At 48.9% G+C, this 17,689-nt stretch carries 12 protein-coding genes; 11 read left to right on the forward strand and 1 reads right to left on the reverse strand.

The genetic code is table 11. From position 1 onward, the window contains the following. Window positions 1–111: 111 nt before the first annotated feature. The 10 genes from A0W33_RS08455 (at window position 112) to A0W33_RS08500 (ending at window position 14,446) form a co-directional block, all read left to right on the forward strand. The gene (locus A0W33_RS08455; protein WP_068837747.1) at window positions 112–873 is read left to right on the forward strand and encodes an exodeoxyribonuclease III; all 762 of its coding nucleotides are present in this window, start codon (window positions 112–114) and stop codon (window positions 871–873) included. A gap of 139 nt (window positions 874–1,012) precedes the next feature. Continuing rightward, window positions 1,013–4,321, forward strand: a complete 3,309-nt coding sequence (locus A0W33_RS08460) for a DUF4175 family protein (protein ID WP_068837748.1) — start codon at window positions 1,013–1,015, stop codon at window positions 4,319–4,321. Window positions 4,322–4,352: 31 nt separating this feature from the next. Beyond that, window positions 4,353–4,778, forward strand: coding sequence for an ATP-binding protein (locus A0W33_RS08465; RefSeq protein WP_068837749.1), 426 nt, complete (start codon window positions 4,353–4,355; stop codon window positions 4,776–4,778). Next, window positions 4,762–5,190 (forward strand): rRNA maturation RNase YbeY, encoded by a 429-nt coding sequence (gene ybeY, locus A0W33_RS08470; protein WP_068837750.1) that lies wholly within the window; start codon window positions 4,762–4,764, stop codon window positions 5,188–5,190. The genes A0W33_RS08465 and ybeY overlap by 17 nt, the downstream gene beginning before the upstream one ends. 64 nt (window positions 5,191–5,254) lie before the next feature. Beyond that, a complete protein-coding gene (mnmG, locus tag A0W33_RS08475; protein WP_068837751.1) occupies window positions 5,255–7,117 on the forward strand; it encodes a tRNA uridine-5-carboxymethylaminomethyl(34) synthesis enzyme MnmG in 1,863 nt (620 codons plus the stop codon). Continuing rightward, window positions 7,118–8,005 (forward strand): class I SAM-dependent methyltransferase, encoded by an 888-nt coding sequence (locus A0W33_RS08480; protein WP_068837752.1) that lies wholly within the window; start codon window positions 7,118–7,120, stop codon window positions 8,003–8,005. Between the two features lie 73 nt (window positions 8,006–8,078). Next, on the forward strand, window positions 8,079–9,692 hold the full coding sequence (locus A0W33_RS08485; protein ID WP_068837753.1) for an Ig-like domain-containing protein: 1,614 nt from the start codon (window positions 8,079–8,081) through the stop codon (window positions 9,690–9,692). A 1,666-nt stretch (window positions 9,693–11,358) separates the two neighbouring features. Next, the gene (locus tag A0W33_RS08490) at window positions 11,359–13,437 is read left to right on the forward strand and encodes a cation:proton antiporter (protein WP_082815358.1); all 2,079 of its coding nucleotides are present in this window, start codon (window positions 11,359–11,361) and stop codon (window positions 13,435–13,437) included. Further along, window positions 13,406–13,927: a DUF4385 domain-containing protein gene (locus A0W33_RS08495; RefSeq protein WP_068837755.1), complete on the forward strand. Its 522-nt coding sequence runs from the start codon at window positions 13,406–13,408 to the stop codon at window positions 13,925–13,927. The genes A0W33_RS08490 and A0W33_RS08495 overlap by 32 nt, the downstream gene beginning before the upstream one ends. A 60-nt stretch (window positions 13,928–13,987) precedes the next feature. Continuing rightward, window positions 13,988–14,446 carry a hypothetical protein gene (locus tag A0W33_RS08500; protein WP_068837756.1) on the forward strand — a complete coding sequence of 153 codons (459 nt, stop codon included), beginning with the start codon at window positions 13,988–13,990 and terminating at the stop codon, window positions 14,444–14,446. Between the two features lie 238 nt (window positions 14,447–14,684). Here A0W33_RS08500 and A0W33_RS08505 read toward each other — a convergent pair whose 3' ends face one another. Further along, the gene (locus A0W33_RS08505; protein WP_172798101.1) at window positions 14,685–15,818 is read right to left on the reverse strand and encodes a hypothetical protein; all 1,134 of its coding nucleotides are present in this window, start codon (window positions 15,816–15,818) and stop codon (window positions 14,685–14,687) included. Between the two features lie 234 nt (window positions 15,819–16,052). Here A0W33_RS08505 and A0W33_RS08510 point away from each other — a divergent pair, with 234 nt between their 5' ends. Beyond that, entirely contained in the window at window positions 16,053–17,555 is a 1,503-nt protein-coding gene (locus A0W33_RS08510; RefSeq protein WP_068837757.1) for a glycine--tRNA ligase, read from the forward strand. Window positions 17,556–17,689 lie beyond the last annotated feature (134 nt).

Genomic DNA, 17,689 nt, shown 5'->3' on the forward strand with positions numbered 1-17,689 from the left:
AACTAATTAACTTGATCCTGCTCTCATCGCTTCTGTTCCTGTCTAACGACAGCGGCAAGAAGAAAAATCGTACTATGTGATACGTGCATCGTGTGTCGCTAAAATCACCCCATGAAGATTATTACCTATAATGTGAACGGCATTCGTGCCGCGCTTACCAAAGGATTTGCCGATTGGCTGAAGGCTGCTAACCCTGACGTGCTTTGCCTGCAGGAAATAAAGGCCGATGAATCTAAATTCGACAAGGCTTTGTTTGAGGAGATGGGCTACCACGTGTACCTGCATCCTGCCGTTAAGAAAGGCTACAGCGGCGTGGCCATACTTACAAAGCAAAAACCGAAGCACGTGCAAGTGGGCTGCGGCATAGAATGCTACGATGTGGAAGGCCGCGTGCTGCGCGCTGATTTTGATGATGTGTCGGTGATGAGCGTGTACATGCCTTCCGGCTCTAGCGGTGAGGACCGCCAAGGCTTTAAATTCAGGTGGATGGATGATTTCTTCGGTTACATTCACGAGGTGCGGCAGCAGTTGCCGGGCTTAGTGGTATGCGGCGACTATAACATCTGCCACAAACCAGTAGATATTCATAACCCGAAATCAAACGCCAAGAGCTCTGGTTTCCTGCCTGAGGAGCGCGAGTGGATGGGCAGGTTCGTGGAGAGCGGCTTTATTGATACGTTCCGCCACTTCAACCAGGAGCCGCACAACTATACCTGGTGGAGTTATCGTGCCGGCGCACGCAACAAAAATCTTGGTTGGCGTATTGATTATAACATGGCAACAGATAACCTGCGCGACCGCCTGAAACGCTCCGCTATACTTACCGAAGCCAAGCACTCGGATCATTGCCCGGTGCTGCTGGAACTGGAGTAGGGGAGATAGGCAATGCTTCTGTCGGTATTATACTTTAGGGACGGCTTAATTCGTTTTATCTTCTGAAGTATAATACTTTAAATGGATTTGGTTAACTTACCACTATAGCCGCCATGCCATAAACTTGTAACGGACAGACATGAAACACACAGATGCACTCGATCAGTTGCTGCATCAGCTGCAGGAGTTCAAGCACAAATTCTACCTCAACATGCTTTTGCGGGGTAGCATATTTGCGGTTGGGCTCCTGCTTTCTGTTTATATCGTGTACAGCCTGCTGGAGTACATGTTTTACTTTCCGGAGGTGGTGCGCGCCGGTCTGCTGTTCTCTTTTGTGGCGGCTGTTATCTATGTATTCGTTCGATGGATTGCCTTACCAATTGCGGCCCTTACACGGCTGAAGCGGGTGCTGACAGACGAGCAGGCGGCACAGCAGGTAGGTACCTTTTATCCTGATATCCGGGATAAGTTATTGAATGCCATTCAGATGCAGCACCTGGACCGCACCAACGAACTTATCCGCGCAAGTATAGACCAGCGCAGCCAGCAGTTGCTTTCTTTTCATTTCAAGGAGGCGGTGACCTACCGGGAGAACAGACCGCTGCTGAAGTACATTGCGCTGCCAGCCTTCATCTTCATGCTGATCATGCTGGTGTACCCGGCCATCTTTGTGCAGGGCACTGAGCGCATCATCAACTATAAAACACATTACACGCCTCAGGCTCCTTTTGATTTTGTGGTGCAGAACGATGCCCTGCAAACATATCGCGGTGAGGATTTTGAGCTGCAGGTGGCCGTGGAGGGTGAGGCCATGCCAAGCGAAGTATACATCAACTACAACGGACGCCGCCAGAAGCTCACACAAAACACAGCCGGCGCCTACACCTATACCTTTAAGCAGCTGCAGCGCCCGGTTGATTTCCAGTTGGAGGGCTCCGGCTTCTTCTCCGACAGCTATACCCTGGATCTGCTCTCCCGCCCTAACCTGAAGGATTTCCGGATGTTGGTGCAGTACCCGGCCTACTTAAAGCGAAAGCCGGAGGAGATACAGAACACGGGCAATGCAAACGTGCCGGAGGGAAGCACCATCACCTGGAACTTCGCCACTTCAGAAACGGACTCTGTAAGATTGACCTTCGAAAAACCAGCGCAAAGTATAGCCGCGCAAAAAGACGACGATGGTTTTGTTGCCAGCAAGACCTTTGACCACAGCCAGAACTACAGCATCAACCTGCGCAACGAGCACAGCGCCAACAAAGAGCAAATCAACTATCAGGTAACAACCATTCCGGATCGCAACCCGCAGATCACGCTGGAGCAGTTTCAGGACACGGCGCTTTATACTTTTATGGTTTTGGGCGGCGATGTGTCGGATGATTATGGGCTGACGCGCCTGGCTTTGTTCTACCGCATCAACAACGCGAAATCACCGCAGGCAAAGTATAAAGCACAGGCCCTACCCCTGAACCAGCAGCTTAGCCAGACCTATTACTACCAGTGGAATGCCGCCGCACTTGGCATGCAACCCGGCGACAAGCTGGAGTACTTTGTGCAAGTATGGGATAACGACGGCATCAACGGGCCGAAGAGCGCCCGCACCCGCACGTTTGAGTTGAAGGTGCCGGACAAGCGTGAGTTGCAGAAGGAGCTGGATAGTAACTCCCAGTCGGTAGCCAGCCAATTGAGCAAGACGCTGGAAAAGGCGAACCAGTTGGAGAGTGAATTGGCGAAGTCTGAAGAGAAGATGAAGACCAAGCGCGATCTGAACTGGCAGGACAAAAAGCAGCTGGAGGACCTGGCGGCTAAGAAGAAGCAACTGGAGAACGAGATTAACTCCATGAAGGAGCTGTTCGAGGAGCTGAACAAAAAGCAGAACATGCTCCAGGAGCCGAACAAGCAGCTGGCCGAGAAAGCGCAGGAGCTGCAAAAGCTCATGAACGACCTCTTGGACCCGGAAACCAAAAAGCTGTATGAAGAACTGGAGAAGCTCCTGCAGCAACAGCAGCCAAACGATACCGAGCTGCAGAAGCTGCTAAGCAAGCTCGACAACCGCGAGAAGAACCTGGAGCGTGAGCTGGAGCGGGCACTGGAACTGTTCAAGCAGCTGCAGTTTGAGCAGAAGGTAGACAACATTGCCAACAAGCTGGAGGAGATGGCGAAGCAGGAACAGCAACTGGCCCAGAAAACTGAGCAGAAGCAGGAGAGCAAACAGGCGCTGCAGGAAGAGCAGAAGGCGCTGCAGGAGGAGTTTAAGGACGTGAAGGAGCAGATGGAGCGTCTGAAGGAACTGAATGAGCAGCTGGAAAACCCCTCTAACATGGATGAGCAGCAACAGGAGCAGGACCAGCAGAACGTGGAGGAGCAGATGCAGCAGAGCCAGGAGCAGTTGCAGAAAGACCAGAATAAAAAAGCAAGCGAGTCGCAGAAGAAGGCAGGGGAGAAGATGCAGCAGATGGCCCAGCAAATGGAGCAGATGAAGAGCAGCATGAGCATGGCCGGTATGGAGCAGAACCTCGATCACCTGCGCGACATCCTGGAGAACCTCATTACCCTGTCCTTTGATCAGGAGGAGCTGATGAAACAATTCCGCAGCGTAAACCAGAGCGATCCGCGCTTTGTGGAGCTATCGCAGCGGCAGCTAAGCCTTCGTGACAATGCCCAGGTGATTGAAGACAGTTTGTTTGCCCTGGCTAAAAAGGTATTCCAGCTGGAGTCCTTTGTTACCCGCGAGGTGGCGGCCATGAACCAGAGCATGGACAACAGCATGAAAGAGATCCGCGACCGGAATGTAGGCAAGGCAACCGGACATCAGCAGCTGGCCATGACAAGTATGAACAACCTGGCCCTGATGCTCAACGATGCGCTGAAGCAAATGCAGCAGGCGATGCAGCAAATGAAAGGTGGTATGGCCGGAAAGCAGAAGGGCAATCAGCCTAAACCCGGTAACATGGGAGAATTGCAGCAACAATTGAACAAAAAGATCGAAGATTTGAAAAAAGGAGGCATGTCAGGTAAGGCACTTTCTGAAGAATTAGCTAAATTGGCTGCGGAGCAGGAAGCGCTGCGGAATGCGCTGAAAGAACTTGGTAAACAAGGGCAAAAACCGGGTGAAAACGGCCAAAACGGCTCCCTGGGAAATATCAGTAAGTTGATGGAACAAAGCGAGACTGATCTCGTTAATAAACGTTTGACTGAACAGACTATCTTACGACAGCGCGAAATCCTTACCCGATTACTGGAAGCAGAGAAGTCGGCAAAGGAGCGGGAATTGGACAATAAACGGGAGGCAAAGACTGCCGAGAACATTGCTCGGAGCGTTCCGCCATCGTTTGAGAAGTACCTGAAGGCAAAAGAAAAGCAGACAGAATTATTGAAGACAATACCACCTTCGCTTTCACCATACTATAAGCAAAAGGTAAACGAGTATTTTCAAAACATTAGCAAATAGCAAGCACCTAATTTTACACTTAACGATTAATATGAATCAGGTTAAAATTCAGATTCCTTCCCTAATCGAGAACATCAGAGTTATTGAGAGTTTTATTGATAACTCTAAAGATGAATTTGAGTTTGAAGATGACATCTATGGCAACATCATGGTGGCTGTTACGGAATCTGTGAATAACGCAATCCGCCACGGCAACAAGTTTGACAAGGACAAAAATGTGTATCTGACGCTGCAAGTGGAGGACAACCAACTACTTTTTGAGGTAGAGGACGAAGGCCCGGGCTTTGACTACGATAACCTGCCAGATCCCACCGCACCAGAAAACCTGGAGAGCCCTGGTGGCCGCGGCATTTTCCTGATGCATAACCTTTGCGATGAGGTTAACTTTTTAGACGAAGGAAAAAAAGTACAGCTTATTTTCAACATACCTCCTGCTCAGAATGGAACATCCAATTGAGTTTTTTAGTGAAGACATCGACTTTGAACTAGAAAACCCAGACCAGGTAGCCGATTGGATCGCCACGGTAATTGAGCAACACGACCAGGAATTGGTTAACCTGACATACATCTTTTGCTCCGACGATTACCTGCACGAGATCAACGTTGAGTACCTCGACCACGATACCCTCACAGACATTATCACCTTCAGCAATGCCGACATCGAAGGCACGGTTGAAGGTGATCTTTTTATAAGCATAGACCGCGTTCGCGACAATGCGCAGGATCTAGGCATTGCTTTCACTGATGAACTGCACCGCGTTATCATCCACGGCGTGCTGCACCTGATTGGTTTTACAGATAAGACTGAAGAGGACGAGACACTTATGCGCAAAGAAGAAGATTCTTCGTTATCTTTGCGAAAGTTTTAGTCTTAAACGGAATTACCAATCCTCTGTAGATGTTTCACGTGAAACGTCTCTAAAATCAGAATACATGTTTCCAGAATACGATATCATAGTTGTAGGAGCTGGGCACGCAGGCTGTGAAGCCGCAGCGGCCGCTGCCAAGATGGGTTCGAAGGTGCTGTTGGCAACCATGAACATGAATACGATTGCCCAAATGTCGTGCAACCCGGCAATGGGTGGCGTGGCAAAAGGACAGATCGTTCGGGAGATCGATGCACTCGGCGGCATGAGCGGTATCATCACCGACAAAACCATGATCCAGTTCCGCATGCTGAACAAGTCTAAAGGACCTGCCATGTGGAGCCCGCGCGCGCAAAGCGACCGCATGCGTTTTGCCGAAGAGTGGCGCCTGACACTGGAGCAAACAGAGAACGTTGACTTCTGGCAGGACATGGTTACAGGCATAGAAGTAGCCGACGGACGTGCCGCAGGTATCCGCACCAGCTTGGGGATAACTATACCCGGAAAGGCTGTTATCTTAACGAATGGCACATTCCTGAATGGCATTATCCACATAGGCGAGAAGCAATTAGGCGGTGGTCGTGCGGCAGAGAAATCTGCGAAAGGCATCACCGAACAGCTGGTGCAACTGGGCTTTGAAGCAGGCCGCATGAAGACCGGAACGCCGCCGCGCGTAGACGGACGCTCGCTTGACTACAGCAAAATGGAGGAGCAGTTCGGAGACGAAAACCCAAGTAAGTTTTCTTACACCGATACACAACCACTGCCAAAGCAACGCAGCTGCTACATCACCTACACCAACTCCGAAGTACACGAAATACTGAAAACAGGATTCGAGAAATCGCCGATGTTCCAGGGTCGTATTCAGGGATTGGGGCCGCGCTACTGCCCAAGCATAGAAGATAAAATCAACCGCTTTGCCGACCGTGACCGCCACCAGATTTTTGTGGAGCCGGAAGGGTGGAGCACAGTAGAAGTATACGTAAACGGGTTCTCCAGCTCGCTTCCGGAAGATGTGCAGCTAAAAGCGCTGCGCAAAATTGAAGGGTTCGAAAACGCGAAGATGTTCCGCCCGGGCTATGCCATCGAGTATGACTTCTTTCCACCAACACAGCTGAACCTGACACTGGAAACAAAGCTGGTGCAGAACCTATACTTCGCAGGCCAGATCAATGGCACCACAGGTTATGAGGAAGCCGCTTGCCAGGGGCTGATGGCTGCCATCAATGCGCATAACAAGATCAACGGGAAAGAGCCTTTCGTACTGAAGCGCTCTGAAGCCTATATTGGCGTGTTGATTGATGACCTGGTTAACAAAGGCACAGACGAGCCTTACCGCATGTTCACATCACGCGCCGAGCACCGCATTCTGCTACGTCAGGATAACGCTGATATCCGCCTGACAAAGATAGGGTATGAGCTGGGGCTGGCAGAGGAAAGCCGCTTGAAAGCTGTGGATAAGAAGATAGCCGAAACGGCCGAAATCATCGCCTACCTAAATAACAAGGCAATTGAGCCGGAGGATATCAACAGCATGATGGAAGAACTAGGGTCTGCACCAATCACAGAAAAGCAGCGCGCCGGACAGCTGATCAAGCGACCGAATGTAGAGATTGAGCACATTGCCCAAGCTGTAACATCGGTAGGAGAATACCTCAGCAAGTTTAAGCAGGAAAGTGTGGAGCAGGCAGGAATTCAGGTGAAGTATGAAAGCTACATCGAAAAGGAATACAGCATGGCAGCCCGCATGGGTGAACTGGAGAATTACAACATCAAAGGCAAAATCAACTACCGCGACATACCCGCGTTATCTAAAGAGGCAAAAGAGAAACTCTTGAAAGTGGAACCGGAGACCATCGGTCAGGCATCCAGGATCAGTGGGGTTTCGCCAGCAGATATTTCGGTGTTAATGGTATACCTCGGAAAATAAATGAGCTACGAAAGACTGGAACAGTGCCCCGTATGCGGCAAAGAGGAATTCAAAAACTTTATAGTAGTAAACGATAACGCTGTCTCGAAGGAAAGCTTTGTGATAGTGGAGTGTGAGAACTGCACTTTTAAGTTCACCAATCCCAGACCCGACAGCGAGAGCATCGGGCAGTATTACGAGTCGGAGGATTATATCTCGCACAGCAACACCAAGCAGGGTATTATCAACAGGGCCTACCATGTGGTCCGCTCCATAACGACGAAGCAAAAAGTAGAGCTTATCAACAGGCACTCGCCGGCAAAAGGAGCCATACTTGACTACGGTTGCGGCACTGGCACTTTTCTGGCAGCCTGCAAAAAAGACGGCTGGGACATAAGGGGAATTGAGCCGAATGCTAAGGCAAGGGAAGTGGCATCGAAAGAGACGGGCGAGATAATAGCCTCCAGCCTGAATGATATAGATGGGGAAAAGTATGAGGTAATCACGCTTTGGCACGTGCTGGAGCACATTCATACGTTGAACGAAACAGTAACAATGCTGTTGGAAAACCTGCAGGAAGACGGGACTTTAATCATTGCCGTTCCGAACGCAGACTCGCATGATGCTAAAGAATACCGGGAGAACTGGGCAGCTTATGATGTGCCGCGCCACCTCTACCACTTCACTCAGCCAACCATGAAGCGCTTCCTGAAGAAGCACAAGATGGTACTGGAGGAAGTGCTGCCGATGAAATTTGATGCCTACTACGTGAGCCTGCTAAGTGAGAAGCAGAAGGAAGGTAAGACAAAAATGCTAAGCAGCGTGATGAACGGTTACCGCTCCAACAGCTATGCAGAGAAAAACGGGAACGACTATTCGAGCCTGATTTTTGTAGCTAAAAGAAAATAAAGGCATTGATTTTACGTGCATCATAAAATAGGCAAGCGAAGGTTTGCCTATTTTTGTTTGATCAAACACATCTATGAAACTAGTAAAAAGCATCATTACAGCAGGCATGCTGGCGGGTATAGCCGCCTGTGCCACACAAAGCCCGCCGGAAGGGGGACCGAAAGACGAGAAGCCACCAAAGCTTGTAAGCAGCAACCCAAAAGACCAGCAGTTGAATGTGGATACCCGCACCATCAGGCTAATGTTTGATGAAGAGGTTCAGCCTGCTAGCTTAAACAAGGAGTTGTTAATCACACCAAATATCAACAACCCCTACAAAGTCATAACGAAGCGCAACGAGCTAACACTGGAGTTTGAGAAGCCACTAGAAGACAGCACCACCTACACCCTGAATTTCCGAAACGGAATAACAGACATTACAGAGAAAAATAAGGCGCAGGGGCTTCGACTGTCCTTTAGCACAGGGGCCTTCATAGACTCGAGCCGGGTGAGTGGCCAAGTGGTAGACCTGCTGCTGCAGACACCGGTGAAAGATGCGGTGGTAGCACTATACCGAACAGAGGATACTCTAACCATCCGAAAGAACAGGCCATACTACCTCACTACAACTGATGCGCAGGGGAGTTACAGCCTACAGAATGTCAAGCAAGGCAACTACCGGATCTACGCCATAGTGGACAAGAACAACAACTCGTTTTATGATTCGGAGGCGGAAAGCATAGCGTATCTTACGGCACCCATAGCAATAACACCAGAAACGGACTCAGTTAAACTACAAACAGTACGGATAGACACAAAGAAGCCCCTACTGCTGGCCCGGAATAAATTTTCGGATAGGTTGGTAGCCAATTATAACGAGGGAATCCAGCAGTTCGTGGCGCTATCGGCCACAGGCAAAGATACACTGGTAAGCAAGATCGCTGCCGACGGCAAGTTTGCGGAGCTGTTCAAAACTTCAAATTTCAGTGGTGGAAAAGCCATAGTTTCCGCTGTGGATTCTGCAGGCAATATAGGCACAGACACACTTAATATAGCGTTTGAAGGACAAAGAGCAAGCAGGATAACAGGAGCACAGGTGAAAGTTTTAAACACAGGAGGAACGGGAGGCTATACATCGGGGCAGCCTGTGGTGGTGGAGCTTCAGACGCCTGTGCGGATAGTGGGAAAAGCACCGTTGCGTCTGATGGCTGATAGTACCCTGGTACAGGAGCTGACGTACCCGGAGCAGGTAAGCTTGGATAGGACAAACACAGAACTGCGCTTCAACATGCCAGCCTTAACGAATAACCGCATCAGACAACTCACAGTAGTGCTGGACACCACAGCAGTAGTACCGTTGGAAGGAGGACCACTTACGATACCTGCTTTACAGCTAAGTGTATCGGAGGCAAAGGGAACAGGTACTATAAGCGGACGTGTAAACACAGCCTATACATCGTACACGGTGCAGCTGCTGAACAATGCGGGTAAATTAGTTAAGCAGCAACAGGGAAAGAAGACTTATAAGTTTGATAATGTAGTACCAGGCACATACAGAATCAGAGTTTTGATAGATGCCAACAAAAATGGAAAGTGGGACAGTGCAGATCCAACATTTGAGCAGGCGCCGGAGCCGGTTTACATACATCCCAAAACGTTTGAGGTTAGAGCGAACTGGGAAATAGAAAACGAGAACCTGGAGTTTTAGAAGAAGACCAGAACAAAAAAGGGGAGGCTGAATAGCCTCCCCTTTTTTATGGCCATCGGTTTAGAAGTAGAAGGAGGCAGTAACATAAGAACCTCAAGCGACAAGTATAAACAGTGCCAGAAGCAGACAGCAAAGACAAGTGCAAAAGGATAAGACTAAGGCTTAATCTGAAGTTAATAAACTAATCATAATCCAGCTCCACATTAACTCAAGAGCATGTAAAGCTTATTTTAATCAGAAAAACGAAGGGTTTATACACAAAGCCAAAAAGCTAAAAAATCAACAGGTGTAAATCAAGTGGTAAGGCGCCACAGTGATAGAAGAGGAAGAGAGCAGCAGCAAGAGGCAAGGGCGAAAGAGACTTAAAGCAAATAAACAGGAGGAAGGCAAAATGGGGCAGAGGAAGGATAGAAAATGAAAGCACCTTTATGGAGGAATGAAAAAGGTGGGTTGAGAATTAGAGAACAAGGCTTCGCGCTAATATTCTGGAGGGGAGGATCACCACATAACACTCCAGCTACTTTACGGCAAGGCAGCTTAAACAAAAGGCAAACGCATGGCAATCAAAGAGCGAAGAAACAGGTACGGGAGAAGAATACGTGCACAGGCAGAGGAGCCCAAAAGCTCCGTAAGAAAAGGAGGCAGAACTTAAAGTTGGCACCTCGCCTTTTCCTGATCCCCTGAGTATAGCTAAAAGATCAAGCAGACTGTGCAGTATAAGGACCCGCCGTTGCAGCAGGAGGAATCATTCGACTTGCTCAGGTTCAGGAAAACATTAGGAAGTATATGTTATACTTCAAATTCATTCCGTAAATCCAGGTAGGGACACCGCTACATATCTATGACGCCTGCTGGAGCTAAGAATTACTTCTATTCCTAAACAGCATCTATCACAAGCACCCTACAGCATTTTATTTCCACATCAAGCAACAAGTTCTGCGTAGTAAAGCCAACGAGTGAGTAGAAAATAGAAAACGCGCATGCACTCATCTTAGCTGTTCTGCATTCGGAAAAATGGCTGCATTCTAAAACTGGTATTGCAGGAGGCAAGGGTATGCTGTTACAGGAACGAGCAAATGCAAAAAAGCCTGCGGCAAAAAATGCGGCGGAAAATCAGAATAAAATGTAGCACGTGCGTAATCCACAAAGCTGTGGTAAACTGTGTGGAAAAGAGTGGGTAACAATCGGGATAACTTACACTCCCAAATATTACACAGCCGAAACGCCCTTACACAAAGGGTAAAAAGTGGATACTGGTGTATAACACGCACACATAAATTGCATTGTCCACCATGATGTATCCTGTTTATAAAGAAATACACAGAAACAGGCAAAAAGTGGAAAAACCATCTAACCCGTTGACACAAAAGGAGATCGTATCAACAGTAACACATAGGGGATGGTGAAAAACTAAATAACTGTAAACAAGTTATAGCCACTACACAAAGCTGGGTAGAGTTATCAACTTGTGAACAGCCCTAGAGATAGAGGAAGAATTAATTTGAAAAATCTTCTTACAAAAGTTATTAGGAAAGGAGAAGTGTGGAAAGGTGCGTAAAGGGGCTTGTGAAACAAGGAAGTCCACTTACACAAAGGAACCAATCCAAAAGAAAATCGATATATTTATTGCCTGCTAAGGCAAGAGACAAAATCAAAAGAAATGAATATGCTGCTTAATGTAGACCTGAGCCTCCCCTTCGAGGAGCCCGTGCTAATATTTACGCTCGTACTCCTGATTATACTGGTGGTGCCGATACTGCTGAACAAATTCAGGATACCAAGTATAGTGGGGCTAATTGTGGCGGGCGTGGTGCTGGGACCAAACGGACTGCACGTGCTGAACAGGGATGCCAGTATCGTACTGTTCGGAACAGTGGGCTTGCTCTACATCATGTTCCAGGCGGGTCTTGAAATAGACATGATCGACTTTAAGCGGTATAAGGTACGAAGCTTGGTGTTCGGTGCACTCACCTTTCTAATACCGATAAGTATAGGCACGATCGTTTTCTTTTACCTGCACGGCTATGAAATAAAGCCAGCCATACTCCTGGCAAGTATGTTTGCACCGCACACGCTATTGGCATATCCGATAGTAAGCCGGCTGGGACTTAGTAAAAACGCAGCTGTAACGCTGACCATAGGCGGAACGCTGGTAACAGATACGGCCGTGCTTTTTGTGCTGGCAATCATTATCAACTCCACACAGGGAGACACGGATCTGTGGTTCTGGGTATTCATGGTGGTGGAGATGATCATCTTTGTGATCGTGGTGCTCTGGCTGTTTCCGAAAATTGCCAAGTGGATGTTTAAGCAGCTGGAAAGTGAGAAGGGAGCCCAGTTCATATTTGTGCTGACCGTAATATTTGCGGCAGCGTTTTTATCAGAGCTGGCAGGTATGGAGGCCATCATCGGAGCCTTCCTGGCAGGCCTGGCGCTGAACCCGCTGATTCCGCACACGTCGGCGCTGATGAACAGAATTGAGTTTGTAGGAAACAACATCTTCATCCCCTTCTTCCTGATCAGCACCGGCATGCTGGTGGACCTGACGGTACTGTTCACCGATACCAACGCCATGCTGATTGCGGGTACAATAGTTGTGCTGGCGCCGCTATCGAAGTATGCTGCCGCCTTTCTGACGCAAAAGATATTTAAGTTCAGCGTGCTACAACGCAACCTGATCTTTGGTTTAAGCAGTGCCCATGCGGCGGCCACACTAGCGGTGGTGCTGGCCGGTTACGAAATAGGCATCATCGGGGAGAGTGCACTGAACGGGGCCGTGGTGCTGATCCTGGTGTCAAGTATGATCAGCTCGTTCTCCACCGAAAAAGTAGCGCGCAAGCTGGCTATTTTGGAGAGCCGCAGAAAACCGGACATCAGCGAGAAGCCAGACCGCATCATGGTGCCGATCGGGAACCCGAAAACGATAGAGAACCTCATCGACCTGTCTATCATGCTGCGCAACCCGGAGCACAGCCAGCCCATTTATCCGTTGGCCGTGGTGATAGACAACGAGCATGCGGAGGAGGAGATCTACAAGAAAAACAAAATGCTGCAGGAGGCCATTCACCATGCCTCCGCCACCGACAGCGATGTGCAACTGGTATCGAAGATAGACGTGAACATTGCGAGCGGCATGATCCGGGCGATAAAGGAAATGATGATTACGGAGGTGGTGCTGGGGTGGAACGGTAAAATTACCACACGCGACCGCATCTTCGGGACGGTACTGGATAACCTGCTGAACAACACAGAGCAGATGGTGCTGGTGTGCAAGATCATCCAGCCGCTAAACACCACAGGCCGGCTGATTGTGATCGTACCGACAAACGCTGAACTGGAAAGAGGCTTTATGCGCTGGATCAGGAGCGTGAAGCTGCTCTCGACACAGCTGGGTGCCAAGATTGTGTTCCGGGGCCGCAGACGAACGCTCAACAAGCTTAAAGGCGCCGTGAACGAGAACAAGCCAACCGTGGAGGCAACGTACCTGCCCTACAACAACCTGAACGAGTTCGCTGCCATGAAATCGGAACTGCAGCAGGACGACATGGTAATAGTTATTTCGGCACGCAAAGCCACCATCTCCTACAACAGCAACCTGGACTACGTGCCGCGCGTGCTATCGAGAGACTACAAGGACAACAGCTTTATTGTGATATACCCGGAGCAGTACCCGGTGTACCAGAGCGTACCAGTGAAAGGCATACCAGTAACCTATGACAAAGGCAGGGAAGAAGGCGGCGTTTAACTACGACCTCGATTTCAGGAAGATAAACTTCAGGGAAAGACCGGACCTGTACCGCGTGGGAAAAGGGGAGCAGGGGGTGCTGCTGGTGGAGCCGTACAAAACAGAGATACTGCCGCACTGGCGCTTTAAAACACCCGAAATTGCAGCGGAATCGTCAGCGAAAATAACCGAGCTGTTTGAGCAGTACCTGGAGAAGGAGGATTTTGTAGGGGCCGACATGGCCCGAAAGTTTCTGCAGATGGGCTACACCCGCAGCAGGCGCTATGCCAACCACAGATCTGGAAAGAAGTATGACGGACCAGTGCCGGAAAATAAAAAAGGACAGAGCGGCGCGCACGGCAGAGAAATTCTGCCAAATGAGGAGGACCCAGTGAAAGCAGCCTCGGCCGCCATATTTAAGGAAAGCTGGCACAAAGCCAAGGAAAACAAAAAATACAAAGAGCTGCTGGCGGAGTTCAGGCAGAAGTATGAGCAGTCAGAATCTACGTAAAAGAGGAACCTTCCGAAAAGTAAAACCCGTATCTTTGCATATATAAACTTTAACTGAAAAATGATCAACAAAGAAATCAGGTTGGGCAAGGGGCTTGGCAAGATCAAGTTTGGCCTGACAATGGAAGAAGTAGAACAATTGATAGGCGAGCCTGAAGAAGTAGAGGAGTCTGACGAGGAGGATGAGTTTGAGCACCAGGCCTGGAATTACTGGGAAGAGGGCTATTCGCTATACTTCGATAAAGAGGACGACTACCGCCTGAGCTGCATCGAAACCGCCAACCGTGAGGTGCAGATCTGGGGAGAGCGCGTGTTCGAGATGAGCCGTGACCAGGTAATGCAGTTATTCGCTGATAACGACATCACCGATCCGGAAGAGGAAGAAGCCGAGACAGGCGAGACACGTATCTCTTTCGAGAGAGAGATGATTGATTTATACTTCGACGAGGACCAACTGATTGCCATCAACTTCGGCGTATTTATTAACGATGACCTAGAAGTAGTTTGGCCTGAGAAATAGAGCGACAAAGCCATACAATTAAAGTATAAACAGCCTTGCATCTACTCGAGATGCAAGGCTGTTTTTTTGTCTGTGCCTAAGTATAAACCCTATCCCGTGGTTGTGTATAAGTACAGCATAATCTGGTACACAGACACGGTAAGGCAATTCTATACTTGTGTTGCGTGAACTAAAGTCCACAGAAACAAAAAAGCCCGACACAGGAGTGCCGGGCTTTTCTGTAATCGGTTATCTACTTCTATTCGAAGAAGAAGTTCACTAGTTCATCTTGGATAACAGGGTTGATGGCAACGGCAAGTATGATGGAGATAACCAAACCAATCGTAACCGAAAGAATGTCACGGCCAATCAGGTTGAAGGTCTTGCCCATTTTTGCCGTACCGTCAGTACGTAAACGCATACCCAATTCACGGCCAGCAAGTAAGCCCACAAACACCCAGGTAGTACTCATCGGGATGTTGTTCAATTCCTTGAAGTAGTACAGGATGATGGCGTAAACCAGGTCAATAATGGTGGCGCTGCGTACGTCGCGCACCTCAGATTTTTCGTTGATGATGTTCTGAATTTTCTCGCCGCGCTTAAAGAACATAAAGCCCAGACCGATAAAGATGAATCCTGCAAAAGCTGCGAATTCCCAACCGCCTAACTGGCGCGGCAGGTAAACGGCAATGTTAGCCAAATCCTGAGCAAGCCAGGTATGCCACAGAAAACCGCTAATAATCCATTGGGCAATTACCCAGGAGCCGTGTGCCTCTCCTTTTACGAAGCGCTTGATAACTTTAGTCAGGGCGATATAAATCAAAAAGGCAGCTACGAAGGCAGCCACATACCCCATCAAGCTCTTGCTAACCATGCTGATGATGGCACCGGAACTCACTGTGAACACGCTAAGCAGCATGAAAGTAGTAGAAACAGGGATGCGGAAGCGCGTCAGCAGGAGCAGAACGATAGGAGCCGCAAGCTGCAGGTACACAAAGCTGTCTATGTTCTGGTCAAAGCCTTTGGACGACAATCGTTGGTAAGTAACGTCACCATCAAAAGTTACCCAGCTGTAGTACACGGTACCCAGGAAGATGGAGCCCATAAAGAGCCATTGCCAGTACCATTTTTTATCTTCGTTCGATACGATGAACGTACCAATGGTCTGAATACTGTCGTTGGCGATAGCGGAATAGCCTGCAAAGGCAAAACCCACCCACATGGCAATAGAGGCATAGGGATAAACCAAGCCTGCCAGGATCAGGGAAAAAGCGATAAAGTACAGGAAGTTTTTCTCTTTGCGGATATAAATATCTACTTGGCTGTACCTTCTCCTGAACTTATAGGGCTTGATAGGAGCTACATGCTTTTTGCCTTTTTTTGTTTTGGCCATTTTTGAAAGATTGGTAATGAATCAAAAAACGTTGCAAGTTAGTGCAAAAAGGAGTGAGGGGAGGTAAGCCAATGTTAAGAAATTGTTAACACCGGTAACAAAGGGTATCTGATGGGCCTGTAGCCGGGTTTTGAGCTGGTGATCAAGGTGAAAAGATAAACAAATGCCAGAGACATTAACGAAAAACAAAGCGATTACCGTGTATTATCATCCGTTAAAAATTATCTTTGCGCCATGGCGACACAAGAAAAAACACCAGTAGAAAACGCACAACTGAAAGATATCATCTCGCACGCAAAGGAGTATGGCTTCATATTTCCATCAAGCGAGATCTACGATGGCCTGCAGGCCGTGTACGACTACGGCCAGATGGGCGTAGAACTGAAGAACAACATCAAGAACCTGTGGTGGAAGAGTATGACGCAGCTAAACCAGAACGTAGTTGGTTTGGACGCGGCGATCTTTATGCACCCGCTGGTTTGGAAGGCATCGGGGCACGTGGATAGCTTCAACGACCCGATGATTGATAACAAAGACTCAAAAAAGCGCTACCGTGCCGATGTGTTGATCGAGGAGAAGGCCGCGCAGTATGAGAACGAAGGCGACAAAGCCAGAGGCGATGCCTTGACTGCCGAGATGGGCAAATTGCTGGAGGCTGAGGACCTGGATGGCGTACGCGAACTAATCATCCGCGAAGACATTAAGTGCCCGATTTCCGGTACAGCGAACTGGACAGAAGTTCGTCAGTTTAACCTGATGTTCTCCACCCAGATCGGTTCTGTGGCCGAGGATTCCCAGACAATTTACCTGCGCCCGGAAACAGCACAGGGTATTTTCGTGAATTTCCTCAACGTGCAGAAAACCGGCCGCATGAAAGTGCCTTTCGGTATCGCACAAATCGGTAAAGCCTTTAGAAACGAGATAGTGGCGCGCCAGTTCATCTTCCGTATGCGCGAGTTTGAGCAGATGGAGATGCAATTCTTCGTACGCCCCGGCACTGAAATGGAGTGGTACGAGCAGTGGCGGGACACCCGCCGCAAGTGGCACGAGGCCATCGGCATTCCTGCCGATAAGCTGCGTTTCCACAACCACGACAAGCTGGCCCATTATGCCAATGCCGCCCTGGACATTGAGTTCCAGTTCCCGTTTGGTTTCAAAGAGGTAGAAGGAATCCACTCCCGCACCGACTTTGACCTGACGCAGCACCAGGAGCTAAGCCGCAAAAAACTGCAGTACTTCGACAACGACCTGAACGAAGAAGGCAAGCCGTACGGTAACTACGTGCCTTACGTGGTGGAGACATCCGTAGGGGCCGACCGTTTGTTCCTGATGGTGCTTTGCAGTGCTTACCAGGAAGAGGAAATTACAGAAGGTGACAGCACCAAGAGCCGTACGTTCCTGAAGCTGCACCCAGCCTTGGCCCCTGTGAAAGCCGCCATACTTCCGCTGACAAAGAAGGATGGACTGCCTGAGAAAGCTACGGAGATCTTTGAGGATCTGAAGTATGACTTCAACATGATCTACGAAGAGCGCGACAGCATCGGCAAGCGTTATACCCGCCAGGATCTAATTGGCACACCGTTTTGTATCGCTGTAGACCACCAGACGCTGGAGGATAACACGGTGACCGTACGCGATCGCGACACACGGGAGCAGGTGCGCATGCCGATCAGCGAGTTGAAAAGTTACATCGATAAGGCTGTTAACTTCAAGAGCATATTCGCGAAATTAACGTAGCAGCTGCTGCGTATATATACTTAAAAAAGCCTGTAACTGCCTGTTACAGGCTTTTTTCGTTAAAATTAGATTCCTATATAAGAAACCTAAAAAAGCACCGGTGGTATGAGAGTTAGCACTAAAATTCAAGTGCT

The organism is Pontibacter akesuensis (genome assembly GCF_001611675.1).
Taxonomy (GTDB): Bacteria; Bacteroidota; Bacteroidia; order Cytophagales; family Hymenobacteraceae; genus Pontibacter; species Pontibacter akesuensis.

What these genes read in the sequence shown, in the direction of transcription:
- A0W33_RS08455 (WP_068837747.1), top strand. Translation starts at nt 112, where the DNA reads ATGAAGATTATTACCTATAATGTGAACGGCATTCGTGCCGCGCTTACC.
- A0W33_RS08460 (WP_068837748.1), top strand. Translation starts at nt 1,013, where the DNA reads ATGAAACACACAGATGCACTCGATCAGTTGCTGCATCAGCTGCAGGAG.
- A0W33_RS08465 (WP_068837749.1), top strand. Translation starts at nt 4,353, where the DNA reads ATGAATCAGGTTAAAATTCAGATTCCTTCCCTAATCGAGAACATCAGA.
- ybeY (WP_068837750.1), top strand. Translation starts at nt 4,762, where the DNA reads ATGGAACATCCAATTGAGTTTTTTAGTGAAGACATCGACTTTGAACTA.
- mnmG (WP_068837751.1), top strand. Translation starts at nt 5,255, where the DNA reads ATGTTTCCAGAATACGATATCATAGTTGTAGGAGCTGGGCACGCAGGC.
- A0W33_RS08480 (WP_068837752.1), top strand. Translation starts at nt 7,118, where the DNA reads ATGAGCTACGAAAGACTGGAACAGTGCCCCGTATGCGGCAAAGAGGAA.
- A0W33_RS08485 (WP_068837753.1), top strand. Translation starts at nt 8,079, where the DNA reads ATGAAACTAGTAAAAAGCATCATTACAGCAGGCATGCTGGCGGGTATA.
- A0W33_RS08490 (WP_082815358.1), top strand. Translation starts at nt 11,359, where the DNA reads ATGCTGCTTAATGTAGACCTGAGCCTCCCCTTCGAGGAGCCCGTGCTA.
- A0W33_RS08495 (WP_068837755.1), top strand. Translation starts at nt 13,406, where the DNA reads ATGACAAAGGCAGGGAAGAAGGCGGCGTTTAACTACGACCTCGATTTC.
- A0W33_RS08500 (WP_068837756.1), top strand. Translation starts at nt 13,988, where the DNA reads ATGATCAACAAAGAAATCAGGTTGGGCAAGGGGCTTGGCAAGATCAAG.
- A0W33_RS08505 (WP_172798101.1), bottom strand. Translation starts at nt 15,818, where the DNA reads ATGGCCAAAACAAAAAAAGGCAAAAAGCATGTAGCTCCTATCAAGCCC.
- A0W33_RS08510 (WP_068837757.1), top strand. Translation starts at nt 16,053, where the DNA reads ATGGCGACACAAGAAAAAACACCAGTAGAAAACGCACAACTGAAAGAT.